At 65.0% G+C, this 22,478-nt stretch carries 24 protein-coding genes; 14 read left to right on the top strand and 10 right to left on the bottom strand.

Features of this window, described 5'->3' with window-relative positions:
* Positions 1-295: 295 nt before the first annotated feature.
* A complete protein-coding gene (gene rpe, locus MTX23_RS13345) occupies positions 296-997 on the top strand; it encodes a ribulose-phosphate 3-epimerase (protein ID WP_280977124.1) in 702 nt (233 codons plus the stop codon).
* 178 nt (positions 998-1,175) lie between these two features.
* Positions 1,176-1,316 carry a hypothetical protein gene (locus MTX23_RS13340; protein ID WP_280977122.1) on the top strand — a complete coding sequence of 47 codons (141 nt, stop codon included), beginning with the start codon at positions 1,176-1,178 and terminating at the stop codon, positions 1,314-1,316.
* 157 nt (positions 1,317-1,473) lie between these two features.
* On the opposite strand, the gene MTX23_RS13335 is transcribed toward MTX23_RS13340, so the two are convergent.
* The 3 genes from MTX23_RS13335 to MTX23_RS13325 all read right to left on the bottom strand — a co-directional run bounded on the left by MTX23_RS13335 (position 1,474) and on the right by MTX23_RS13325 (position 3,071).
* The gene (locus tag MTX23_RS13335; protein ID WP_280977121.1) at positions 1,474-2,214 is read right to left on the bottom strand and encodes a metallophosphoesterase family protein; all 741 of its coding nucleotides are present in this window, start codon (positions 2,212-2,214) and stop codon (positions 1,474-1,476) included.
* Positions 2,215-2,343: 129 nt separating this feature from the next.
* Complete coding sequence (locus tag MTX23_RS13330; protein ID WP_280977120.1) at positions 2,344-2,940, bottom strand: TetR family transcriptional regulator; 597 nt, start codon at positions 2,938-2,940, stop codon at positions 2,344-2,346.
* The gene (locus MTX23_RS13325) at positions 2,937-3,071 is read right to left on the bottom strand and encodes a hypothetical protein (protein ID WP_280977119.1); all 135 of its coding nucleotides are present in this window, start codon (positions 3,069-3,071) and stop codon (positions 2,937-2,939) included. The genes MTX23_RS13330 and MTX23_RS13325 overlap by 4 nt, the downstream gene beginning before the upstream one ends.
* Before the next feature lie 106 nt (positions 3,072-3,177).
* Between MTX23_RS13325 and MTX23_RS13320 the strand changes: the two genes are divergently transcribed.
* Positions 3,178-3,369, top strand: coding sequence for a hypothetical protein (locus MTX23_RS13320; RefSeq protein WP_280977117.1), 192 nt, complete (start codon positions 3,178-3,180; stop codon positions 3,367-3,369).
* 84 nt (positions 3,370-3,453) lie between these two features.
* Here MTX23_RS13320 and MTX23_RS13315 read toward each other — a convergent pair whose 3' ends face one another.
* From MTX23_RS13315 to MTX23_RS13305, 3 genes are read right to left on the bottom strand one after another with little or no spacing between them, the layout of a single operon-like run.
* Complete coding sequence (locus MTX23_RS13315; RefSeq protein WP_280977116.1) at positions 3,454-4,062, bottom strand: hypothetical protein; 609 nt, start codon at positions 4,060-4,062, stop codon at positions 3,454-3,456.
* The gene (locus tag MTX23_RS13310) at positions 4,055-4,726 is read right to left on the bottom strand and encodes a hypothetical protein (protein ID WP_280977114.1); all 672 of its coding nucleotides are present in this window, start codon (positions 4,724-4,726) and stop codon (positions 4,055-4,057) included. Before MTX23_RS13310 ends, MTX23_RS13315 begins: the two co-directional genes overlap by 8 nt.
* Positions 4,723-5,478: a MotA/TolQ/ExbB proton channel family protein gene (locus MTX23_RS13305; protein ID WP_280977112.1), complete on the bottom strand. Its 756-nt coding sequence runs from the start codon at positions 5,476-5,478 to the stop codon at positions 4,723-4,725. The genes MTX23_RS13310 and MTX23_RS13305 overlap by 4 nt, the downstream gene beginning before the upstream one ends.
* A gap of 379 nt (positions 5,479-5,857) precedes the next feature.
* On the opposite strand from MTX23_RS13305, the gene MTX23_RS13300 reads away from it, so the two are divergent.
* The 9 genes from MTX23_RS13300 (at position 5,858) to MTX23_RS13260 (ending at position 16,167) form a co-directional block, all read left to right on the top strand.
* Positions 5,858-7,231 (top strand): histidine kinase, encoded by a 1,374-nt coding sequence (locus tag MTX23_RS13300; RefSeq protein WP_280977111.1) that lies wholly within the window; start codon positions 5,858-5,860, stop codon positions 7,229-7,231.
* Positions 7,231-7,884, top strand: a complete 654-nt coding sequence (locus tag MTX23_RS13295) for a response regulator transcription factor (protein ID WP_280977110.1) — start codon at positions 7,231-7,233, stop codon at positions 7,882-7,884. The genes MTX23_RS13300 and MTX23_RS13295 overlap by 1 nt, the downstream gene beginning before the upstream one ends.
* 393 nt (positions 7,885-8,277) lie before the next feature.
* Positions 8,278-9,585, top strand: a complete 1,308-nt coding sequence (purB, locus tag MTX23_RS13290; RefSeq protein ID WP_280977109.1) for an adenylosuccinate lyase — start codon at positions 8,278-8,280, stop codon at positions 9,583-9,585.
* Between the two features lie 176 nt (positions 9,586-9,761).
* The gene (locus MTX23_RS13285) at positions 9,762-10,934 is read left to right on the top strand and encodes a M20 aminoacylase family protein (RefSeq protein WP_280977107.1); all 1,173 of its coding nucleotides are present in this window, start codon (positions 9,762-9,764) and stop codon (positions 10,932-10,934) included.
* A gap of 219 nt (positions 10,935-11,153) precedes the next feature.
* Positions 11,154-11,951, top strand: coding sequence for a glutamate racemase (murI, locus tag MTX23_RS13280; RefSeq protein WP_280977106.1), 798 nt, complete (start codon positions 11,154-11,156; stop codon positions 11,949-11,951).
* A gap of 61 nt (positions 11,952-12,012) precedes the next feature.
* Positions 12,013-12,789 (top strand): aldolase/citrate lyase family protein, encoded by a 777-nt coding sequence (locus MTX23_RS13275; RefSeq protein WP_280977105.1) that lies wholly within the window; start codon positions 12,013-12,015, stop codon positions 12,787-12,789.
* A gap of 443 nt (positions 12,790-13,232) precedes the next feature.
* The gene (locus tag MTX23_RS13270; protein ID WP_280977104.1) at positions 13,233-14,018 is read left to right on the top strand and encodes an acyltransferase; all 786 of its coding nucleotides are present in this window, start codon (positions 13,233-13,235) and stop codon (positions 14,016-14,018) included.
* A gap of 269 nt (positions 14,019-14,287) precedes the next feature.
* The gene (rpsD, locus tag MTX23_RS13265; protein ID WP_280977103.1) at positions 14,288-14,905 is read left to right on the top strand and encodes a 30S ribosomal protein S4; all 618 of its coding nucleotides are present in this window, start codon (positions 14,288-14,290) and stop codon (positions 14,903-14,905) included.
* 194 nt (positions 14,906-15,099) lie between these two features.
* The gene (locus MTX23_RS13260; RefSeq protein ID WP_280977102.1) at positions 15,100-16,167 is read left to right on the top strand and encodes a threonine aldolase family protein; all 1,068 of its coding nucleotides are present in this window, start codon (positions 15,100-15,102) and stop codon (positions 16,165-16,167) included.
* A 114-nt stretch (positions 16,168-16,281) separates the two neighbouring features.
* Here the strand turns inward: MTX23_RS13260 and MTX23_RS13255 are convergent, their stop codons facing one another.
* The 4 genes from MTX23_RS13255 to grxD are packed head-to-tail and all read right to left on the bottom strand — an operon-like array spanning position 16,282 to position 19,753.
* Complete coding sequence (locus MTX23_RS13255; protein ID WP_280978067.1) at positions 16,282-17,544, bottom strand: serine hydrolase domain-containing protein; 1,263 nt, start codon at positions 17,542-17,544, stop codon at positions 16,282-16,284.
* A gap of 1 nt (position 17,545) precedes the next feature.
* Positions 17,546-18,826 (bottom strand): serine hydrolase domain-containing protein, encoded by a 1,281-nt coding sequence (locus tag MTX23_RS13250; RefSeq protein WP_280977101.1) that lies wholly within the window; start codon positions 18,824-18,826, stop codon positions 17,546-17,548.
* A 46-nt stretch (positions 18,827-18,872) separates the two neighbouring features.
* Positions 18,873-19,424, bottom strand: a complete 552-nt coding sequence (locus MTX23_RS13245) for an O-acetyl-ADP-ribose deacetylase (RefSeq protein ID WP_280978066.1) — start codon at positions 19,422-19,424, stop codon at positions 18,873-18,875.
* Positions 19,421-19,753, bottom strand: coding sequence for a Grx4 family monothiol glutaredoxin (grxD, locus tag MTX23_RS13240; RefSeq protein WP_280977100.1), 333 nt, complete (start codon positions 19,751-19,753; stop codon positions 19,421-19,423). The genes MTX23_RS13245 and grxD overlap by 4 nt, the downstream gene beginning before the upstream one ends.
* Positions 19,754-20,047: 294 nt before the next feature.
* On the opposite strand from grxD, the gene egtB reads away from it, so the two are divergent.
* On the top strand, positions 20,048-21,301 hold the full coding sequence (gene egtB, locus MTX23_RS13235; RefSeq protein WP_280977099.1) for an ergothioneine biosynthesis protein EgtB: 1,254 nt from the start codon (positions 20,048-20,050) through the stop codon (positions 21,299-21,301).
* 53 nt (positions 21,302-21,354) lie between these two features.
* Positions 21,355-22,323, top strand: coding sequence for an L-histidine N(alpha)-methyltransferase (gene egtD, locus MTX23_RS13230; RefSeq protein ID WP_280977098.1), 969 nt, complete (start codon positions 21,355-21,357; stop codon positions 22,321-22,323).
* Positions 22,324-22,478: the final 155 nt, after the last annotated feature.

Raw genomic sequence — 22,478 nt, 5'->3', positions numbered from 1 at the left:
CGCCGCACATGGCGGCTGCAACGCTTGCCGGTTCCCTCGAGCATGATCGCGCCTCGGTCGAGGGAAAGCCGGCTCCACTCTTCTGGATCATGCTCCAGCAAGCGCTGTGCCATGGCAAAAACCCAATCAAATCCGCGCCTTCCGCAAGCGGCCGGAAGGCCGCACACCCGGCAAGAGCTGCCGCCGCGGCATATTTTTCCGGCCACAGCGCGCAGCCCGCTCGCATTGCCCCCCGCGCATCCGCATGTTAGGCGGAATCGCCCGTACGCTCCCGCAAGTCTCCGGAACAGCGCATATGACTCAGTCGTTCACCCCGCGTCCCCTCGTCATCGCTCCGTCGATCCTGGCGTCGGATTTCTCCAAGCTCGGCGAGGAAGTCCGTGCCGTCGACCAGGCCGGCGCCGACTGGATCCATCTCGACGTGATGGACGGCCATTTCGTGCCGAACATTTCCTACGGCCCCGACGTGATCAAGGCGATGCGGCCGCACACCAAGAAGATCTTCGACGCGCATCTGATGATCGCGCCGTGCGATCCCTATCTCGAAGCCTTCGCCAAGGCCGGCTGCGACCACATCACCGTGCATGCCGAGGCTGGCCCACATCTGCACCGCTCGCTGCAGGCGATCCGCGCGCTCGGCAAGAAGGCCGGCGTCTCGATCAATCCGGGAACCCCGGCAAGCGCGATCGAATACGTGCTCGATCTGATCGATCTGGTGCTCGTGATGTCGGTCAATCCAGGCTTCGGCGGCCAGGCCTTCATCCGCTCGGCGCTGGGCAAGGTCAGCGACATCAAGGCGATGACGGCGGGCCGTCCAATCGACATCGAGGTCGATGGTGGCGTTGCGTCCGATGTCGCCAGCCAGCTCGCGGCCGCCGGCGCCAATGCCTTCGTTGCGGGCTCCGCCGTGTTCAAGGGCGGAACTGTCGAGGCCTACAAGACCAACATCTCCGCGATCCGCAACGCGGCAGCCTTGGCGCGCGGCGAAGCGGTCTAATCATCGCGATCTGATCGTCACGCGTGGTGCGCGCCGATGCCTGCATGTGCGGCGCACACCACGCTGCTGCGTTGCCGCATGCATAATATTCGTGCTGGGCACCGTGGCCATCCGGGCTTCACAGACTCATACAATCGGATGCACAACACTCCTTAAAATAAAAAGGGAGGCGCGCATCATGACGATGACCCTTGTCTGGACCGGCCTGGCGTTCTGGCTTGGCCTGAACGCTGCCTTTGTTGCCCGGCGTGCGTATGTGGCATTGCCCGATCAGGCCGCCGCCGCACGCATCGTCTACGTGCATCTGCGGCGGGCCTGAGGCCGATCCACCGCGCGCGGCGAGGCGCGTGATCAGAACATTCCGGGCGGCATGACCGCAGCCTGATTGGTTGTGCGATCCGCACCACCGCTTTCGTCGGCGTTCGCCTGTGAGGCCAGCCGTGACGGCCGGACGCGGCGCGCTCCCGCCACGGCCATCACCCGCCGATGAACAGGCGATCGGCCAGCCAGTGCGGCAGCCCATTCGCCCTGATCCGTGCCGCCGCGGTCTCGACGTCGTAGGGCACGCGCAGATAGGTGATCTCGCAGCTTGCGGTATCGAACATCGCAAACGCCGCGGCGGAATCGCCGTCGCGCGGCTGGCCGACCGAACCGAGCACCGCGAGCCAGCGCCGTCCCGTCAGCAATTGCACCGCGACGCCCGCAGTCGGAATGAAGCTCGTCATCTTCGCGGCCGACGACATCGAATAAAGCCCGGGCCGGTGGATGTGTCCGCAGAACGTGATCTGCAACTCGGTCGCCATCATGCTGCGCGCGGCATCGGAAGTGTCGCGGACATAGCGCCATTTCGCCGGATCCGACGCCTCGGAATGCACGTACAGACGATTGTCCTCCTCGCGCATCATCGGAAGGCCAGCGAGGAAGCGCTTCTGCTCTGCGCTGAGCCGGCCGCGGGTCCAGTCGATCGCGGCCTGCGCCTCGTCATTCATGCGGTCGCTCGGCAAGCCGACCGCATCGTCATGGTTGCCGCGCACGGCGATGGCGCCCCTGGCCACGAGGTCCGCCACGGTGTCCACGGCCCATTCGGGATCGGCGCCGTAGCCGACGATATCGCCGAGGCAGATCAGCCGCTCGGCGCCGTGCGCCCGCGCGGCCTCGAGGCAGGCGGCGAAGGCCTGCCGGTTGGCGTGAATATCGGCAAAGAGTGCGAGCCGCATCGTGGTCCGCTGCAGTTGAGGCGGATCAGACTGAACCGGGCCTTGATCGACATCAAGCACGCGCGGCGCCGGCCCCGCAATCGGACCAAGGGCGTCAGCGTAGGTGTGGAGGATGTCTAAGCAGCGGCGTTAATGCTTGTGCGGCGCTTCCAGGCCCTTCAGCAGCAGGGCGAGCAGCGCATCGATCCGCGCCGGGCATTCGGGCTTGGCCCACTCCTCGGCATGCGCGGGGTGATGGTAGCGGACGGTCGCATCGAACACGGCCCGCGCGGTCGCCTTGACGTTGTCGATCTGGAACACGCCCTGCGCGACGCCATCGGACAGGATCCGCGCGATCAGCTCGACCTGCTTGTCCTTGTAAGCTTCCACCACCTCGCGCGCCTCCTGGGCCAGCGCGAGATAGGTCGCGAACATCTCGGGATCGTCGCAGACCTTCTTCTGCTTGATAGTAAAGGCGGTGCGGAGCCATTTCTCCAGCCGCTCAGGCGCCGGGCCGGAGCTTGCCGCAAGCTTGCACAGCGGTTCATTGGCGCGATCGAGCCAGCGCTTGGCCACCGCGTCGCGCAGCGAAGCCTTGCTGGGAAAATGGCGATAGACGCTACCGTGGCTGACACCCAGCGCGCGGGCGACGTCGACGACGGTGGCCTTGGCTAATCCGAAGCGCCGCAAGACATCCTCGGTTGCTTCGAGGATCCGCTCGGGAGTCAAGACCACCGCCTCGTTCATGCGTTCACCGTCTGATTGTCGCCGTCCTGCCCGCGGGTGAATTTGGCGGCCTGGGCGGCCAAATGGCGGGCGACGCGATGGTTGAGCCACTTCTGAATCTGGGCGGTCAATTGAATGATTTCGATAGTCATGGAGGTAGTCCTTCGAGGTAGTCAATTAAGCTCGGCCTGCCGACCAAACGCCGCAAGGGCCATTTGGCGCCCTGCCCTGACGCCAAGGTCGATATAGACCATCTCGATGACAGATTTCAATATCTGTCATCGAATATTTTTGATCAGACCTATCCGCAATCCCCTGGCGGGCGACGGCTTCTCGTCCTCCGGCGTGTGGCAGACCTCTGGCTTCGGCGGGGAGACCCAGAAAACGAAAGGGGCCGCTCACGCAGCGGCCCCCTTGCCGGGAAAAATGGGTTACGAAATGAAATTCTAGCCCCGGATAGCTCCAAGTTTACATATTCTGCGGATTGAGGGGATTCCGGGCGATTACTGTCCACCCTGCTGACCAATTAACCACCTATTGCCGCTCGTCCTTGGGGGGCATCCGGGGCGGTGGCACCGGCGTGAAAACCGATCCTTGCGCGCCCACCGGCGGAGCCTTGAACTCGCCCGTCGAGGAATCGCCGCCTGATGTCTCCAGGATCGCCTTCGGCGTGACGTACTCCCGGACGAAGTCCATGAGGCTGCCGTCGCCACCGCCGAAGTCGGCCGCCCGCCCGCCCTGCGTATGCCCGGCCTTGATCTCGTTCTCCGCGGCGTGAGTCTGCTCAGCCAGCGCGTCGTTATAGGGGACGCGGAAGGCCCGCGGAATGGCGCTCGGCCGATTGTCTTCATCGAGCTCCTCGACCCACAGGTAGATCGCACCGGGGTCGCCCTCCAGCGAATGCGGCTCCACGATCCGCGCGGCGAGCAGCTTGAAGGATGCGGGCAACCTGTCCGTCGTGGCCCAGCCGAGCAGCCCGCGCATTCCACCGAAACTGACGACGTAGAAGGTGCTGGTCACGACGATCGTAAGCGCCTTCAGCGACCAGTGCAGCCGCGCATAGACGAGCACGATCAACAACAGTGCGCCGATCACCGCGTAGGCGACCGCGAGCGTAAGGATGATCGACTGCAAGCTAGTCACGGCGCGTCCTCACCCCTGTCTTCGGATCGATATCGGCGCCGTTCGCGTGGACATTGCGGAACGTCTCCAGCAGCGATTTCGGCCGCTGGTCCACGTTGATCACCTTGCCCTCGGTATCGAGTCGAAAGCGGACCGCGGTCTTCTCGTCGCCGGTGTGGTTGAGGGTCACCTTGTCGTCGAAGATCACCTGCGCCGTCGGATTGAGCTTCTGCACCTTGACATTCGCCTCGACCGGTTCGCCGGTCGTGGCCTGGAAATGCGATACGTTGACGGTGTATTCGCCGGGGACGATGCCGCGCAACGTGACGATCTCCTCGCGGATCGGCGACGGAATCTTCTTGCCGTTGACCACGATGAAGTCGTTGGCGCCGCCGCGATCGTCGCGGTCGAGCGTCAGGAAGCCGGCCTCGCGATGCCGGTACCAGGCGATGTTGCCGGCGGGATCCTGCACGAACAGGTCGAGATCGTCGGGATGGTTGTCCGGCCAGTCCATCGTGATGATGAACTCCGCCTTGGAGTCGATCTTGCCTTCCTTGGAGTCCGGCGACACCGCGAGCAGCGCCAGGAAGAACAGGAAGGCCACGACCTGCAGCGCCTTGAACAGCATCACGCCGAGCGGGTCGAACTGTTCGTCGCGCGGATAGAGGCCGAACTCGTCCATCATGACCGGCGTTCCAAAGCCGGGGTAACGTGCGTCTCGGTCAGCACGACGGCGTCGGAAAACACCCGTTGGGTCGCGGTATCAAGCATATAGTACTGGATCCTGACCATGATCGACCCGATCAGCCCCGCCAGCGTCGTGTACATGGCGACCGCCATGCCGTCGCTCATCAGCCCCATCGACGATTTCATCGCGACCTTGTCGGCGGCGTCGAGGCTGGCGATTGGCGCCAGCATGATGATGAAGCCGATGATAGTCCCGAGCAGGCCGAGCTTCATGAGCGTGTCGGAGGCGAAGGCACCAAAGCCGTTGGAACCGCGCAAGCGGTCCGCGAGCGTCCTGAGCAGCAGGGTCTGGTCGATCGGGCCTTTGGCCTGCGCCTCGGCCTTCTGCACCAGGCTCCTTATGTGATCGGTGACCAGCCCGCGCGGCAGGCCCTGCGCTTCGTGAGCGAGCGCCCTGGCGCCGCCGGGCGCGGCGAGGATCGCGCGACAGCCGCGCGCCGCCTCCCCCTCCCGCGCGATCGCCCGTGTCCGCCAGAAGCAGTGGACGCAAGTGGCGATGTAGAGCACCGCGATGACGCTCGAAATGTAGGTTCGATCGGAGCTGACCATGAGATGGATCAGCCCGTACCTCCAGAGCAGGAACGCGGCGAACAGCGTCAGACCGGTGAAGATCATCCAGAGCAAGAGGCCGCTGCGTTCGGCCGTATCCTTGCCGGCTGATGTGGTCGCGGCGCCGACCTTGGCACTCATCTGCGTTGGCTCCCTGCTCGAACTGCTCCTTGGGGCCTTGCCCGCGCGAAGGCCTCGCCTGTCGTTAGACCAGAGGCCCGCGTTGCCGTCCAAAGACATCTGCCCAAATTTTGTTGGGCAAATTTCCCGATCTGCACCGCGACGCGCGCTTGCAATTGGCCGGGAATGGCGGTGCTGTTACGATCGTTTACTAGTCCTGTGGCACAACACCCTCATGGTGAGGAGCGCGAAGCGCGTCTCTGGACGATACTGCGCATCGCCAGGCGAACCATGAGGCCCCATCTGTGGCCTACATCCTTCGAGACGCCCGCGTCCCGCGGGCTCCCCAGGATGACGGTCCATCGCTGTGACGCAGTAGCTCTGGCTGTGGAGTGATCGCATGCGCCTCGTGCTTCAACTGGTCGCCCGCCTGCTCGTCATCGTCGCGCTGTGCCTCGGCGCGGCCACTGTCTGGGCCACGATCGACGCCTACCGCAGCGTCGATCGCACCACGGCGGCGTCCGCCGAACGTGTCTCGCAGGCGCTCGGAGCACTCTACTGGCGTGAATTGCTGCTGCGCAGCAACCGCATGCGCGACCAATTGTTGCCCGCGCCGGACTGGCGCACCATCGAAACTATGGGGCTGATCTCGCCGGGCATCTGCGTTCAGTTCGAGCCCGCCCGTCCGTTCGAGAAGCCGCTCTGCGGCCAGAGCAAGGGGATCGGCAAGGCGCCACCGCGCTGGTTCGCCGCCGCCGTGCACACGCTGCTCGGGGATCACGCCGCCGTCGCCCGGCCGATCAGCGCCCGCTCGGTCACCGCGGGAACCGTCCTCGCCAAGCCCGATCCGGACGCCGCGATCGCGCTCGCCTGGCAGCACATCCTGGACAACATCCATGTCGCCTTGCTGATGGCCTTCGCCATCGCACTGCTTGCCTCGCTGGCGATCGCGCATACGCTGGCACCTGCCCGCTCGATCGTCTCGGCGCTGCGGCGCATGGCCGATGGGCAATATCGAACGACGCTGCCTCGCATCCGCTCGATGGAGCTGGCGATGATCGGGCAAGCGGTCAGCGATCTCGGCGAACGCCTCGCGCAGGCCGAGGAGGAGCGCGCCGTCCTGACCCGGCGCCTGCTCGAGATCCGCAGCGACGAACGGCGCACGCTGGCGCGCGAGTTGCACGACGAGTTCGGCCAGAACCTCACGGCCATCCTCGCCTTCACCAGCACGATCGAAGCGAGCGCCGGGGACAAATACGCTGCCGGCACCGAAATCGCGCAGGATGCGCGGATGATCTCGCAAGCCACGCGCCGCATCATGGCGTGCCTGCGCGACACGTTGAATCGCCTGCGCCATCCGCCGGCCGAGGAACTCGGGCTGGAGGCGAGCCTGGTCGATCTCGTCGACAGCTGGCGATCGCGCGCCGCAACCCAGCCGATGATCCAGCTCGACCTGCAGGGCGACCTCGCGGATATCTCCGGCACGGTCGCCGCCACCGCCTACCGGGTGGCGCAGGAATGCCTGACCAATGCGCTGCGCCACAGCGCCGCGCGCGAGATCGTGCTGCGGATCGAGCGGCGCACCGAGCCGGAGAATGCGCTGCTGGTCCGCGTCGAGGACGACGGCGACGGCGACGCGGCCAAGGTGGCGCAGTCGGCGGGCTTCGGCCTCACCGGGGTGAGCGAGCGCGTGGCCGCGCTCGGCGGCTCGCTGTCGATCGTGCGCGCCAGCCGCGGCCTGTCCGTCGCCGCCACGATTCCGCTCGCCGCCTGATGACCGCGGCAAGGACCGGAGGCATCTCGATCCTGCTGGTCGACGATCATCCCGTCGTCCGCCAGGGCTACCGGCGCGTGCTGGAACACCAGGACGATTTCCGCGTGGTCGCCGAAGCCGACAACGCCGCCAACGCCTATCGTGCGTTCAAGTCGCATGCGCCCGACGTCGTGGTGATGGACATCTCGATGCCGGGGGCAAGCGGCCTCGAAGCCATCCGCAACATCCGCGCGCGCAACTCCACCGCCCGCATCCTCGTCTTCAGCATGCACAGCGAAGCGGCCCAGGTGAAGGCGGCGTTCGGCGCCGGCGCCAGCGGCTTCGTCACCAAGGGCAGCGAACCGGCTGAGCTGATCAGGGCGATCCGCTCGGTGGCGCGCGGCGAACATGCCATGAGCGACGACGTCGCGAGGGTGCTGGCCATGGAAAGCCTGGTGCCGACGAAATCGGTGCTCGACCAGCTCGGCGAACGGGAGATCGAGATCCTCAGGCAATTCGCGGCAGGCAGCACCAAGGAGCAGATCGCCGCCAACCTCAACCTCAGCGCCAAGACCGTGCAGAACTACCACTACCTGATCAAGGCCAAGACCGGCATGCGGACCGACGCCCAGCTCGTCCGCCTGGCCGTCGAGTGCGGGCTGGCGAACCTTTAGAGGGATGATCGGTCCATCCCAAGGCTCGTTGCGCCTCTCCCGCATGCGGGGGAGGCATAGGGCGCCGTTGGCGGCCGTTCTTGAGAACGACGCCGAAGCGGAGCTTCGGCTATGTCGCATCGAGAGATGCGATCCGGGTGGGGGCTCTCTCCACGGCATGACTCGCGGAAAGAGCCCCCACCCCAGCCCTCCCCTGCAAGCCGGAGAGGGAGCGCAGTCCCTTCGCGGCTACCATTCCGCCGGCCGCCGCGGAGTGCCCATTTGGCCTGGTTTTCCCCTCGAAATCCCCCATACGGGTGGCCTCCCCGGGCCCGATTTGCTATAGCGCGGCGTAAAAACAAATCGGCCGGCAGCACTGCTTTGCGCGCCCCGCCCGCCCCTTCGGAGTTTTCGATGATCCCCCGCTATACCCGCCCGGAAATGGCCTCCATCTGGGAGCCGCAGACGCGTTTCAAGATCTGGTTCGAGATCGAGGCGCATGCCGCCGACGCGCTGGCCGAGCTCGGCGTAATCCCCAAGGAGGCCGCGAAGACGATCTGGGCCAAGGCCAAGGACGCCACCTTCAACGTCGAACGGATCGACGAGATCGAGCGCGAGACCAAGCACGACGTCATCGCCTTCCTGACCCATCTGGCCGAGATCGTCGGGCCCGAGGCGCGCTTCGTGCACCAGGGCATGACCTCCTCCGACGTGCTCGACACCTGCCTCAACGTCCAGCTCAAGCGTGCCGCCGACCTGCTGATTGCCGACCTCGACCGGGTGCTGGCGGCACTGAAGACGCGGGCCTTCGAGCACAAGATGACGCCGACCATCGGCCGCTCGCACGGCATCCATGCTGAGCCCGTCACCTTCGGCCTCAAGCTCGCCTATGCCCATGCCGAGTTCAGCCGCGCCCGCGCCCGCCTGGCCGCCGCGCGCGACGAGATCTCGACCTGCGCGATCTCGGGCGCGGTAGGCACCTTCGCGCAGATCGACCCACGCGTCGAAGCGCATGTCGCCAAGGCGATGGGCCTGCGGCCGGAGCCAATCTCGACGCAAGTCATCCCGCGCGACCGCCATGCGATGTATTTTGCCACGCTTGGCGTGATCGCTTCCTCGGTGGAGCGCCTCGCGGTGGAGATCCGCCACCTGCAGCGCACCGAAGTGCTGGAAGCCGAAGAGTTCTTCTCGGAAGGCCAGAAGGGCTCGTCCGCGATGCCGCACAAGCGCAATCCGGTGCTGTCGGAAAATCTCTCCGGCCTCGCGCGCATGGTGCGCGCCTATGTGACGCCGGCGATGGAGAACGTCGCGCTCTGGCACGAGCGCGACATCTCGCACTCCTCCGCCGAGCGCATGATCGGCCCCGACGCCACGGTGACGCTCGACTTCGCGCTGGTCCGCCTCGCCGGGCTGATCGAGAAGCTCCTGGTGTACCCGTCGAACATGCAGAAGAACCTCGACCGCCTCGGCGGCCTCGTGCATTCGCAGCGGGTGCTGATCGCGCTGACCCAGAAGGGCGCGAGCCGCGAGGACGCCTACAAGCTTGTGCAGCGCAACGCGATGCCGGTCTGGCGCGGCGAAGGCGACTTCCAGACGCTGCTCAAGAAGGACGCCGACGTGAAGAAGTACCTGACCGACGCGGAGATCGAGGAAAAGTTCGACCTCGGCTATCACCTCAAGCACGTCGACACGATCTTCAAGCGAGTGTTCGGCGAAAGCTGAAAGCACAGACACGTAGCCCGGATGGAGTGAAGCGAAATCCGGGGATCGTTTGGATGCCTGGATCCCGGATTGCGCTTCGCTCCATCCGGGCTACCGGCTGACGTCCTTCCGCGTGACAAAGCGGCGGGTTACGCTAGGCTCACGCGCCCTGCAAAACGCACAAACGGACCCTCCCCATGCCCATCGTCAACCGCGTCGCCGCCCTCTCGGACGAAATGGCCGCCTGGCGCCATGACTTCCACGAGAATCCTGAACTGCTTTACGAAGTCCACCGCACGGCCGGCATCGTCGCCGACCGACTGCGCGAGTTCGGCTGCGACGAGGTGGTGACCGGGATCGGGCGCACCGGCGTGGTCGGCGTGATCCGCGGCCGCAAGAATACGTCGGGCAAGACCATCGGCCTGCGCGCCGACATGGACGCGCTGCCGATCGAGGAGACCTCGGGCGTGCCCTACGCCTCGAAGATTCCCGGCAAGATGCACGCCTGCGGCCATGACGGCCACACCGCGATGCTGCTGGGGGCCGCGAAATACCTGACCGAGACGCGCAATTTCGACGGCACGGCGGTCGTCATCTTCCAGCCGGCCGAGGAAGGCGGCGCGGGCGGCAAGGCGATGGTCGACGACGGGCTGATGACCCGCTGGGGCGTCCAGGAGGTCTACGGCCTGCACAACATGCCGGGCCTGCCCGAGGGCCATTTCGCCACCACGCCGGGCCCGATGCTCGCCTCGTCGGACACGGTGCAGATCACGATCCACGGCAAGGGCGGTCACGCCGGCGCCGCTCCGCATGAGGCGATCGACAGCGTACTGATCGGCGCGCAGGTGATCAATGCGCTGCAGTCGATCGTCGCGCGCAACGTCGATCCGCTGAAATCAGCGGTGATCTCGATCACCATGTTCCAGGCGGGCACGGCCTTCAACATCATCCCGGAGACTGTCAAGCTCGCCGGCACCGTGCGCACGCTCGATCCCGAGGTGCGCGATCTGGTCGAGCGCCGGATCGGCGAGATCGCCGACAATGTCGCCCGCGCCTATGGCGGGCGGGCCGAGACGACCTACTCCCGGCTCTATCCGGTGACGCTGAACCATGCGCGCGAGGCCGGCATTGCCGCGGAGGTTGCCCGCGACGTGGTCGGCGCCGACCGCGTCAACGAGCGGGTGGTGCCCGTGATGGGCGGCGAGGACTTTGCCTTCATGCTGGAAGCGCGCCCCGGCGCCTTCGTGTTTCTCGGTATGGGCGACGGCCCGATGTGCCACCACCCGGCCTACAAGTTCAACGACAACATCCTCGGCCACGGCGCATCCTATTGGGTGCGGCTGGTCGAGAAGCAGATGCCGGCGGGATAAGGACCGCCTGCCCGCACGGCGTTCAGCCACGAACCATCGGGCTGCGTTCCCCTGCGGTCCGTTCGGATTTTGCATGTCACAGCAATGGCTTGCGCTGACAGATAAAGATATCGGCCGAGGCTATCCGAAATTCCCTGACACCACCGCCTTGTGCATGCCCCAATGGTCGGACAGGCAGCACAACCGAATGGTAACCCTGGACCGGATAATCTTCTGGACGTGTCTACTTCCTCAACCATCCTTGTCTTCGATTCCGGCCTTGGCGGCCTCACGGTGCTGCGCGAGATCGTCCGGGCCCGGCCCGACGCGCATTACATCTATGTCGCCGACGACGCCTTTTTTCCCTATGGCCATCACGGCGAGGACGAGATCGTCGCCCGCGTGGTGCCGCTGGTCGGCGAACTGATCGAGACACATGCGCCCGACCTCGTCGTGATCGCCTGCAATACCGCGTCCACGATCGTGATGTCGCATTTGCGCGACGCCTACCGGGTGCCCTTCGTCGGCACGGTGCCCGCGATCAAGCCGGCCTGCGCCTTGTCAAAGACGCGGCGGGTCTCGGTGCTCGGCACCAGGGGCACCGTGAAGCGAGAATATACCCGCAAGCTGATCGCCGATTTCGCCCAAGGCTGCGAGGTAACGCTGGTCGGCTCCGGCGAGCTCGCCTCGCTGGCGGAGGCGGCGCTCAGCGGGCAGATGGTGCGCGACGAGGACATAGCGGCCGAGCTCGCGCCCTGCTTCGTCGGTCACGGCGCCGACGACCCCGCCCGCACCGACACCGTCGTGCTCGCCTGCACGCATTATCCGCTGTTGCTGGAGCGGCTCGCCCGGCTCGCGCCGTGGCCGGTCGACTGGATCGATCCAGCACCCGCGATCGCCCGCCGCGTCGCCGACCTGCTCGGCCCGGCCAATGGCAAGGGCGATGCGGCCGGCGCCGAGATGATCTTCACCTCCAAGCGCCCGCACAAGCTGAGCGAGGCGATCACGCCATTCTTCGGCGGCCGCGTCCCGGCCTGATCCTTTCCGCCGTCACGGCGTGCTGCTAGTTTTCCCTCGCCTCACCGAGGGAGGACTGCCTTTGACATCCGCACCGCTGACGCCGCTCAACCGCCTGCGCAAGCAGTGGCGCGACAAGCGCCCGACCTTCGGCGCGATCGCCACCATTCCGAGCATCCAGACCGTGCAGATCATGGCGCAGTCGCTGGACTGGATCATCGTCGATCTCGAGCACGGGCCGATCGACCTGACCACCGCGCATGCGATGATCGTGGCCACCTCTGGCACGCCGTGCGTGCCGATGGTGCGGATCGCGGCCAACGAGCCGCACCTTGCGAAGGCGCCGATGGATCTCGGCGCGCTCGGCATCAACTTCCCGATGATCTGCAACCGGCAGGATGCCGAGAAGGCCGTGCGCAGCGTCCGCTATCCGCCGAAGGGCGACCGGCTGTGGGGTCCGTTCCACGCCCCGTTCCGCTGGGGCGTCTCGATGACAGACTACATGGCGACCGCCGATGACGACATGATCTGCATGATCACGATCGAGCATGTCGAGGCGGTGAACCGCATCGACGAGATCATGGCGACGCCGGGCATCGACCTTGCGGTGATCGGCCCCGGCGATCTCGCCACATCCATCAACAAGCGCGGCCTGCCCGACGACCCCGAGGTCGTCGCGCTGATGCAGCGCGCCGAGGAAGGCATCATGAAAAGCGGCGTGCCGATCGGCGGCGTCGCGCGCACCGCGGAGCAAGCCAACGCGATGATCGACCGCGGCTATCTCGCGCTCGCGCTCGGCTTCGACTGGTCGCTGTTCCAGCGCGGCATCGCCGCGGCGTTCGCCGGGATCAAGCGCTGAGCGCAAGCCGGCTTGATCCGGATGCGCGAGCGATTCGCGCAACGAACCCGCCGGACCTCGATGTCCCGGCGCGCGACAACACCGCAATCGCGATTGCCGAAGTCCCGCCGAGGTGCGTCGGGAGGTCACACCCATTCCGGGGTGGGAAGCGAAGGCAAGCTCGAACTTCCCCTGAAACTGAAGCGGGCCGTTCCTGCGGGATTCCGGAAGGTGCGATGCATCACACTGGAATATCCTGACAAGCCCCTCAAGGTGTTCGGGATTCACCCGAGCAAGGCTTTCGAGCCCCAGGCGAAACCCGTGCCACAGATAGGACTAAGAGATAGGTAGAACCGACTGGCCCTAGGCCAGTTAGTTCGTGCTATCAGTGGCTTGGCGAGCAGTCGATTTTGCTCGCCGGGCGCCTGACTTTTTTGCCGATTGCAGGGATTTGAGCAGAACGGATGCGCGGTACGCCTCGGAAGATCTCATTGCCGCGCCGCCTTGTTGCCGATCTGATGTACGCATCGGTCCGTGTGCCGCTCGTCACATTGACGCGTCCATTGAACGTCAGCGCGGTGATCGAGGCCCGCGCCCAGGCGGGCCGGTCGGCGGGTTGGGCCGCAATCTTCGTCAAGGCATTCGCGCTGGTTGCCAAGAGCGAGCCGATCTTGCGGACGCTCTATGTCAGATGGCCCTGGCCGGCCCTGTATGAATTGCCGCGCAGCGTCGGCATGGTGGCGATTGCCCGCGTCGAGAACGGCGAGGATTGTGTGATGTTCGAGCGCGTCTGTGCGCCGGACCAGATGACCCTCGCCGACATCGACGCGCTGATCCGGCGCGCCAAGACTGCCCCGCTGCTCGAAGTCGACGCGTTCCGCAAGATCCTGTGCGTGGAACGCCTGCCTTTGCCGCTGCGGCGCCTGGCCTGGGCGATCGGGATGAATGTCGGCCGGCAACGCGCCAATTTCTGCGGCAGCTTTGGCGTGACCTCGGTCGCGGCTTATGGTCCGGGTGAGCTGCACGCGCTGAGCCCGGGCCCCTTTCTCGTCAGCTATGGCGTGGTCAAGCCGGACCACACCGTCGATGTCGTGCTGCGCTGGGACCATCTGGTCTGCGATGCCGCCATGATCGCCAAGACCCTGACCAGGCTCGAAGAGGTGCTGAACAGCGAGATTGCCGCCGAACTGCGCGCGATCCGGCCGCAGGCCGAAGCCCGCCCCGTCCGGGTGGTCGGAAACCGGCCGTAAAGGGCCCAAAATAGCCGGTTTGGCGCCAATCGGCCCGAAAAATCGGCCTATTTGTTTGACATGACGGCACAATGACCTTAAGACCACTCCTGCTCGCGGGCCGGTTTCGGCCCGCGAAGCGTTTCGCGACCCGTGGTTCGTCCCCGAGCTTTCGAGGCGGATCTGTCGGCACAGGCCTTTGGGCCGGTGCACAGGAGGGCGCGTCTCCTCAAACCTGAAACCAGACAAAACGCCGGCGCACTGTGCGACGGCTATGCAAAGAGGACGCGATGACAAAGCGCAGTGAGGCGAAGTACAAGATCGATCGCCGCATGGGCCAGAATATCTGGGGCCGCCCGAAGAGCCCCGTCAACCGCCGCGAATACGGCCCCGGCCAGCATGGCCAGCGCCGCAAGGGCAAGCTCTCCGACTTCGGCGTGCAGCTCCGCGCCAAACAGAAGCTCAAGGGCTACTACGCCAACATTTCCGAGCGCCAGTTCCACGGCATCTATGTCGAGGCCAGCCGCCTGAAGGGCGACACCGGCGAGAACCTGATCGGCCTCTTGGAGCGCCGTCTCGACACCGTGGTCTATCGCGCCAAGTTCGTCTCCACGATGTTCGCCGCGCGCCAGTTCATCAACCACGGCCACGTCAAGGTGAACGGCCGCCGCGTCAACATCGGCAGCTACAAGCTGAAGGTCGGCGACACCATCGAGGTGAAGGAAGCCTCCAAGCAGCTCACGCCGGTTCTGGAAGCGACCCAGCTCCCCGAGCGCGATGTGCCCGACTTCATCGAGGTCGATCACTCCAAGATGACCGCGAAGTTCGCGCGCATCCCCGGCCTCTCCGACGTGCCGTTCCCGGTGCAGATGGAGCCGCACCTGATCGTCGAATTCTATTCGCGCTGATCGCTGCAGCGTTGCGAGATACGAAAGGCCCCGGTTTTGCCGGGGCCTTTTTGTTTGGCTAGAGCATTTCGGTTCTGATTGAATCAGAACCGAAGCTCTGGATTCTTGTCTTGACGCGTTTTCTTCACGCGAACCGGTATCCACTTCGCTCGAAAACGCTCTAAAATCTGCGCGCACCGACCGAGAGACACATCATGCATTACACCCCTGCCCCGCCTGATCCCAAGGCGCCGCCCGTTCGCATCAACCTGTTGTCGGATACGGAGACGAAGCCGACGGCTGCGATGCGCGAGGCGATGGCGAAAGCGGAGGTTGGCGACGAGCAGGTCGGCGACGATCCGACCACCAATGAGCTCTGCGCCCGGGTCGCCGATCTGCTCGGCAAGGAGGCGGCCGTGTTCATGCCGTCGGGCACGATGTGCAATGTCGCGGCGACGCTGGCCTATTGCCGCCCCGGCGACGAGATCCTGGCGCATGCGACCGCGCACATCATCGCCCGCGAAGGCGGCGCGCATGCCGCGCTCGGTGGCTTCCAGATCACACAGCTCGCGGGCGACGACGGCCAGTTCACGCCAGAGGCGCTCCGCGCCGCGCTGCATCCGCGCACCCGCTACCAGCCGCCGCAAGTCCTCGTCAGCGTCGAGCAGACCGCCAATATCGGCGGCGGCACGATCTGGAAGAAGGCCGCGCTCGACGAGGTCGTCAGCATCGCCAAGGCCCATGGCCTTGCCACCCATATGGACGGCGCGCGGCTGCTCAATGCCACCGTCGCATCTGGCATCTCGCCGCGCGACATGACGGCGGGCTGGGATTCCGCCTGGATCGATTTCTCGAAGGGACTGGGCGCCCCGATCGGCGGCGTGATCGCCGGCACGCGCGCCTTCATCGACGACGTCTGGCGCTGGAAGCAGCGGCTCGGCGGCTCGATGCGCCAGTCCGGCGTCTGCGCCGCGGCCTGCATCTACGCGCTCGACCATCACGTCGATCGCCTCGCCGACGACCACGCCAATGCGCGCGCGCTGGCGCGCGGGCTGTCCCAGATCAACGGCATCCAGGTGCAGGCGCCCGAGACCAACCTGGTCTTCTTCGAGCCCGACGGTGCCGGCGTGCCCGGCGACAAGATGGTCGCCGAGCTGCGCAAGCGCGGCGTGATGCTGGCGATGATGGACGGCCGGATCAGGGCCTGCACGCATCTCGACGTCACCGCCGCGATGATCGAGGAGGCCATAGGCCACGTCAGAGACATCGTGCGCGCCGCATAGCTCTTGTAGCCCGGATGGAGCGCAGCGCAATCCGGGAGAGCATGATCCACGGGGAGACTGCCCCGGATTGCGCTTCGCTCCATCCGGGCTACCAAACTACGAAACGAGCGCTTCCTACCGCCCCATCGCCTGGTAGATCAGCGTCTTCAGCCTGAGCTGGATCCGGCCGCGCTCCGACGGCGTCTGCACCAGGAATATCCCGATCAGGTCATCCTCGGGATCGATGAAGAAGAACGTGCCCCCGACGCCGTCCCAGCGATACTCGCCGAGCGGCCAGGAGGTGTTCGCCGGAACCGAGGTGCGCACTGCGAAGCCGAGACCGAAGCCCGAGGTCTCGCCTGGATAGTAGTTCTTGTCCCGCCTGATCCCGGTTTCGGGCCCGACATGATCCCGCGTCATCAGCGCGATGGTTTCGGGCTTCAGGTAGTGCCTTCCCTCATAGGTGCCTCCGTTCAGCAGCATCTGCGTGAAGCGCGCGTAGTCGCCGACGGTGCCGACCATCCCGCCGCCGCCCGACTCCCGTTTCGACGGCCTTCGCGGATCGCTGATCTGGTTGGTCGGGCTGAGCGCGCGATCGTTCGGCATCGGCTCGGCAATCAGCCGCCACTTTGCGGGATCGGCGACATAGAACGCGGTCTCCTTCATGCCGAGCGGATCGAGCAGCCGTTCCTTCTCGAACTCGAGCAGCGACTTCCCCGAGATTACCTCGATGATGCGACCGAGCACGTCGGTGGAATAGCCATAGTCCCAGAGCGTGCCCGGCTGCTCGGCGAGCGGCAGCTTGGCAAGCTTCGCCACGAAATCGGCGTTCGTCATGTCACTGCCGAACAGGCCCGCGTCGGCATAGACCTTGTTCACCAGACCGCCGCCATAATAGCCATAGGGCAGTCCGGAGGTATGGCGCATCAGGTCCTCGATCGTGACAGGACGCTTCATCGGCTCCATCACCATCATCGGCTTGCCGTCGTCCCCGGGCTTCTCCACGCAGACCTTCATGTCGGCAAAGGCCGGAATGTATTTCGAGACCGGATCGTCCAGCCCGAGCTTGCCCTCCTCGACCAGCATCATCGCTGCGACTGATGTGATCGGCTTCGACATCGAATAGAGGCGGAAGATGGTGTCGGCGCTCATCGAGAGCTCGGTTGCGACGTCGCGGACACCGAAATTCTGGTAATAGACCGGCTTGCCGTGCTGCTGCAGCAGGAGGATCGCGCCGGGAATCTTGCCGGTCGCGATCTCATTCCTGATGTAGTCGGAGACCTTGGCCAAACCTTCCGGCGAGAACCTGTGCCCGACGTGCCTCTCGGCGCCCGCCTTCGCACTGGTCGCGCCAACCGTAAGCACGAGCGCTGCGACGATCGCGCGGCGCCCGGGCAGGTCAATTGTCCATTGCTTCATAGATCAACTGCTTCAGGGTCCGCTGGATGCGCTGGCGCTCGCTCGGCGTCTGCTCGAGCAGGATGAAGAACATGTCCTGCTTGCGGTCGATCACGAAGTAGCAGCCGCTGGCGCCGTCCCATTTCAGCTCGCCGAGGTCGCCAGGCGGTGGCGGCTTTGCATTGCCGGGATCGGTGCGCACCGCGAGCCCCAGCCCGAAGCCGAAGCCGTCACCGGGGAAGTAGAAATAGTCGCGCTCGACTCCGGAGCCCGGACCGACATGGTCGGTCGTCATCTCCTTGAACGTCTCCGGCTTCAGGATGGTCTTGCCTTCGAAGGTGCCGCCGTTGAGCAGCATCTGCGCGAAGCGCGAATAGTCAGCCATGGTCGAGACCATGCCGCCGCTCGCGGACTCCCACTTCTTGACCTTGGTCGGATCGTTGATCCGCCCGACCCGGAAATCGCTGTCGTTCGGCATCGGCTCGGCCATCAGCTTCTGCTTTTCGGGATCGGTGACGAAGAAGCTGGTGTCCTTCATGCCGAGCGGATCGAGCAGTTTCTCGCGCTCGATCGTCGAGAACTTTTGGCCGGTCACGACCTCCATCACACGCGCCAGGATGTCGGTGGAATGGCCGTACTGCCAAAGCGCGCCGGGCTGGTTCTGCAGCGGCAGCTTGGCGATCCGCTCGGCGAACTCGGCGAGATCGAAATCGCCGGCATAGATGTTGGCCGCGCGATAGGCCTTGCGCACCAGGCTGTCGCCATAGAAGCCATAGGTGATGCCGGAGGTGTGCCGCATCAGGTCGAGGATAGTCGGCGGCCGGTTCGGCGGCACCAGCTCGAGCGTCTTGGTGCCGTCCTCGGCCTTCTTCTCGACGCCGACCTTCACATTGGCAAAGGAGGGAATGTATTTCGAGACGGGATCGTCGAGCTTGTACTTGCCCTCCTGCAGCAGCTGCATCGAGACCACGGCGGTGATCGCCTTGGTCATCGAGAACAGTCGGAAGATCGTCTTGTCAGTGATCGGCGCCTTGCTGACCACGTCCTGCACGCCGAAGGCTTCATGGTAGACCGGCTTGCCGTGCTGCTGGATCAGGACGATCGCACCGGGAATCTTGCCGGTCGCCACCTCGTTCTTGAAGAACGCGCCGATCTTGGCGAGCTTCTCCTGATTGAAATGCGCGCCCGCCGGAATTTCGTAGGTGCCTTCGGCGTGCGCCAGAGGCGCCGCCAGCAGCACCGCGCCAGCGGCTGCCGCGCGCAACAATCCTGACAAAGTCATCTATCTCCCTCCCCGGAAATCACGGGGAAGTGTAGCGACCACGGCATCAGGCACAAGGGCTGCCAAAGGTGGACAAAGCGGCCTCGTGCAGCTTGCCGCCCTGGGCGGAGAAGCAGCAGAAGATGACATGCGTGACATCGGGAGCGGCGGCCAGGGCATCGACGACCGCCTTGATCGCAATGCCGGCCGCACGGTCGGGCGGAAAATGATACACGCCGGTCGAAATGGCCGGAAATGCCACTGAGGCGAGCCGGTTGGCCTGACACAGCTCGATGCCGCGGCGATAGCAGGACGCGAGCAGCGCATCCTCGTTGTGAGTGCCGCCGTGCCAGACAGGGCCGACGGCGTGGATCACGTGCTTGGCGGGAAGCCGATAGCCTCTGGTGATCTTGGCGTCGCCGGTGCTGCAGCCGTTGAGCGTGCGGCACTCGGCGACCAGATTCGGTCCGGCTGCACGATGGATCGCGCCGTCCACGCCACCGCCACCCAAGAGCGACGAATTGGCCGCGTTGACGATGGCGTCAACGCGCAGGGTTGTGATATCTGCAACGATGACTTCAAGCCGCGCCTTGCCGATCTGGCGCGCGGTCAAGCTCAGGCCGCCGCGTCGACCGGGATGCCTTTGTCGGCGAAGAGCTGCTGCAGTTCACCGGCCTGGAACATCTCGCGCACGATGTCGCACCCGCCAACGAATTCGCCCTTCACATAGAGCTGCGGAATGGTCGGCCAGTTCGAATAGACCTTGATGGCGTTACGCAGCTCGGCCGACTCGAGAACGTTGAGACCCTTGTAGCCGACACCGATGTGATCGAGGATCTGCACGACCTGTCCGGAAAAACCGCACTGCGGGAATTGCGGCGTGCCCTTCATGAACAGCACGACGTCGTTCGACTTCACTTCATTGTCGATGAATTGCTCGATGCTCATTTTCGCTTCCTTATGGGGCGGCGCTCTGAAGCCCGACGGGCCGGCCCGCCCTGCTTAACCCGTGACATGCCATATATGTAGCCCAAACCATTGTGCATCCAAAGCAAAATGGCGGAAATCTGGCATGCGGCAGGAGCCGGACGGTGTCCCTCTAGGGGCAAATCATAGTCTGACGGCACTAATATAATCACCGGGGGAGGCTTTTTTCCTGAACGGTAGCTCCTATCTAGGACGAACTGTCCGTCAGGAACCAGTTCGCCGAAGCAACGTTCTCCTGAAGAATCGGAGATCACCGTGACGAAACCAGCCTCTGCTGCGGCCGCCAAAGCCACCGCTTCCCCGTCACTGTCGTCCGAGTCCGGGCCCCTCGCCCAGAGGCTGGTGGACGCTTACCTTGCGGTCCGCGGCGAGACTGAGCGCCGGGCGGCGCCATTGTCGCCGGAGGACCAGTTGATCCAGTCGATGCCGGACGCGAGCCCCGCCAAGTGGCACCGCGCCCATACGACCTGGTTTTTCGAGCAGTTTCTGCTTGGCGAGCATGTCGACGGCTACACGCCGTTCCATCCGGACTACGCTTATCTGTTCAATTCCTATTACGTCAGCGCCGGCCCGCGGCATGCCCGCCATCAGCGCGGCCATCTGACCCGCCCGACCGCCGACGAAGTCACCGCCTACCGCCGTCATGTCGACGCCGAGGTCGTCAAATTCTTCCAGACCGCCGAAGAGGCGAAGCTTCAGGCATTGGTGCCGCTGGTCGAAGTTGGTCTCAATCACGAACAGCAGCATCAGGAATTGATGTTTACCGACATCCTCCATGCCTTCGCGCAGAACCCGATCCCGCCTGCCTACGATCCGGCGTGGCGTTTCCCGGCGTCCAGCCGCGCGACCGAGCAATGGGTGACGCTGAACGAAGGCATCCACACCGTCGGCCACGCCGACGACAGCTTCCATTTCGACAATGAGAAGCCCGCCCATCGCGCCCTCGTCGGCCCGGTCAAGCTCGCCAAGAACCTCGTCACCAATGCCGAGTGGCTCGCCTTCATGCAGGACGGCGGCTATTCGACCGCGACACTATGGCTGATGGACGGCTTTGCCACCGTCAATAGCGAGGGCTGGCAGGCGCCCGGCCACTGGCGCGAGATCGACGGCGAGTGGAAGATCATGACGCTCGGCGGCCTGCAGCCGATCGATCCGCAGGCCCCCGTGTGCCACATCAGCTATTACGAAGCCGACGCGTTCGCCCGCTGGGCCGGCAAGCATTTGCCGACCGAGATGGAATGGGAGGTTGCGGCCCGCGCCGGCCTGCTCGACGACGCCTACGGCATCGTCTGGCAATGGACACGCAGCTCCTATTCACCATATCCGGGCTACCGCGCCATTGAGGGCGCGCTTGGCGAGTACAACGGCAAGTTCATGGTCAACCAACTTGTGCTGCGCGGCTCGTCGCTGGCGACGCCGGCCGGACACAGCCGCGTCACCTACCGCAACTTCTTCTATCCGCACCATCGCTGGCAATTCACGGGGGTACGCCTCGCTGATTACGCCTGATTGAGTCCTGTCGACATCAATAGCGCGCCGGTAAGCGCGTTCGGGAGAGTACCATGAATGTGCATGCCGCCGCTTTGGCAAAAGCGTACCCGTTCGACGAGGCGACCTCGGCATTTGCCGGCGACGTAATCGGCGACCTCGCCCGCCATCCGAAACGGCTGTCGCCGAAATATTTCTACGACGCCGCCGGCTCCGAGCTGTTCGAGCAGATCACGGTGCTGCCGGAATATTACCCGACGCGGACCGAGCTCGGCATCCTGCGCGACCGCGGCGACGAGATCGCCGCGATCATTCCGCACGGCGCGGCGCTGGTCGAATTCGGCGCCGGCGCGACTACCAAGGTGCGGCTGCTGCTCGATCACTGCGAATTCAGCGCCTATGTGCCGGTCGATATCTCGGGCGACTTTCTCAATGCCCAGGCCGACGGCCTGCGCAAGGATTTCCCGGATCTCGGCATCTATCCGGTCGCCGCCGATTTCACCACGCCGTTCGCCTTGCCCGAGGCCGTCGCCAGCATGCCGAAGGTCGGCTTCTTCCCGGGCTCGACGCTCGGCAATTTCGAACCGCACGAGGCCGCTGCCTTCCTGCGCAGCGCGCGCAAGATCCTCGGCCACGGCGCGCAGATGATCATCGGCGTCGACCTCGAGAAGGACGAGCGCGTGCTCTACGACGCCTACAACGACGCCGCCGGCGTCACTGCACGCTTCAATCTCAATGTGCTGGTGCGGATCAACCGCGAGCTCGGCGGCAATTTCGACCTGTCGGGATTCACGCACCGCTCGATCTACAACCGTGATCGCCATCGTATCGAGATGCACCTGATCAGCCACAAGGCGCAGACGGTGCGCATCCTCGGCAACACCTTCGCGTTCCGTCCCGGCGAGAGCATCCACACCGAGAACAGCTACAAATACAGCCTCGACCGTTTCACCGCGCTCGCCCGCAACTCCGGCTGGCAGGTGCGCGAAAGCTGGACCGACGCCAACAAGATGTTCTCGGTGCATGCGCTAGCCGCGGAGTAAATCGACGCGGGTGGCGACGGCTGCCGCATAGGCTCCTCATGGTGAGGAGCGCGCAGCGCGTCTCTGGACGATGCAGCGCATCGCCAGGCGAACCATGAGACCCGTCTGCGGGCTACATCCTTCGAGACGCCCGCATACGCGGGCTCCTCTGGATG

The organism is Bradyrhizobium sp. ISRA436 (genome assembly GCF_029910015.1).
GTDB lineage: Bacteria > Pseudomonadota > Alphaproteobacteria > Rhizobiales > Xanthobacteraceae > Bradyrhizobium.
Note: the sequence above shows the minus strand (reverse complement) of the source record. Positions and strands in the feature narration are given on the sequence as shown.

Coding starts and splice junctions, on each gene's coding strand:
- MTX23_RS13340 (WP_280977122.1), top strand. CDS start 1,176: ATGACGATGACCCTTGTCTGGACCGGCCTGGCGTTCTGGCTTGGCCTG.
- MTX23_RS13295 (WP_280977110.1), top strand. CDS start 7,231: ATGACCGCGGCAAGGACCGGAGGCATCTCGATCCTGCTGGTCGACGAT.
- MTX23_RS13285 (WP_280977107.1), top strand. CDS start 9,762: ATGCCCATCGTCAACCGCGTCGCCGCCCTCTCGGACGAAATGGCCGCC.
- rpsD (WP_280977103.1), top strand. CDS start 14,288: ATGACAAAGCGCAGTGAGGCGAAGTACAAGATCGATCGCCGCATGGGC.
- grxD (WP_280977100.1), bottom strand. CDS start 19,753: ATGAGCATCGAGCAATTCATCGACAATGAAGTGAAGTCGAACGACGTC.
- MTX23_RS13270 (WP_280977104.1), top strand. CDS start 13,233: ATGCGCGGTACGCCTCGGAAGATCTCATTGCCGCGCCGCCTTGTTGCC.
- purB (WP_280977109.1), top strand. CDS start 8,278: ATGATCCCCCGCTATACCCGCCCGGAAATGGCCTCCATCTGGGAGCCG.
- MTX23_RS13310 (WP_280977114.1), bottom strand. CDS start 4,726: ATGATGGACGAGTTCGGCCTCTATCCGCGCGACGAACAGTTCGACCCG.
- MTX23_RS13330 (WP_280977120.1), bottom strand. CDS start 2,940: ATGAACGAGGCGGTGGTCTTGACTCCCGAGCGGATCCTCGAAGCAACC.
- MTX23_RS13305 (WP_280977112.1), bottom strand. CDS start 5,478: ATGAGTGCCAAGGTCGGCGCCGCGACCACATCAGCCGGCAAGGATACG.
- egtD (WP_280977098.1), top strand. CDS start 21,355: ATGAATGTGCATGCCGCCGCTTTGGCAAAAGCGTACCCGTTCGACGAG.
- MTX23_RS13325 (WP_280977119.1), bottom strand. CDS start 3,071: ATGACTATCGAAATCATTCAATTGACCGCCCAGATTCAGAAGTGGCTC.
- MTX23_RS13260 (WP_280977102.1), top strand. CDS start 15,100: ATGCATTACACCCCTGCCCCGCCTGATCCCAAGGCGCCGCCCGTTCGC.
- MTX23_RS13335 (WP_280977121.1), bottom strand. CDS start 2,214: ATGCGGCTCGCACTCTTTGCCGATATTCACGCCAACCGGCAGGCCTTC.
- MTX23_RS13320 (WP_280977117.1), top strand. CDS start 3,178: ATGACAGATTTCAATATCTGTCATCGAATATTTTTGATCAGACCTATC.
- MTX23_RS13250 (WP_280977101.1), bottom strand. CDS start 18,826: ATGACTTTGTCAGGATTGTTGCGCGCGGCAGCCGCTGGCGCGGTGCTG.
- rpe (WP_280977124.1), top strand. CDS start 296: ATGACTCAGTCGTTCACCCCGCGTCCCCTCGTCATCGCTCCGTCGATC.
- MTX23_RS13300 (WP_280977111.1), top strand. CDS start 5,858: ATGCGCCTCGTGCTTCAACTGGTCGCCCGCCTGCTCGTCATCGTCGCG.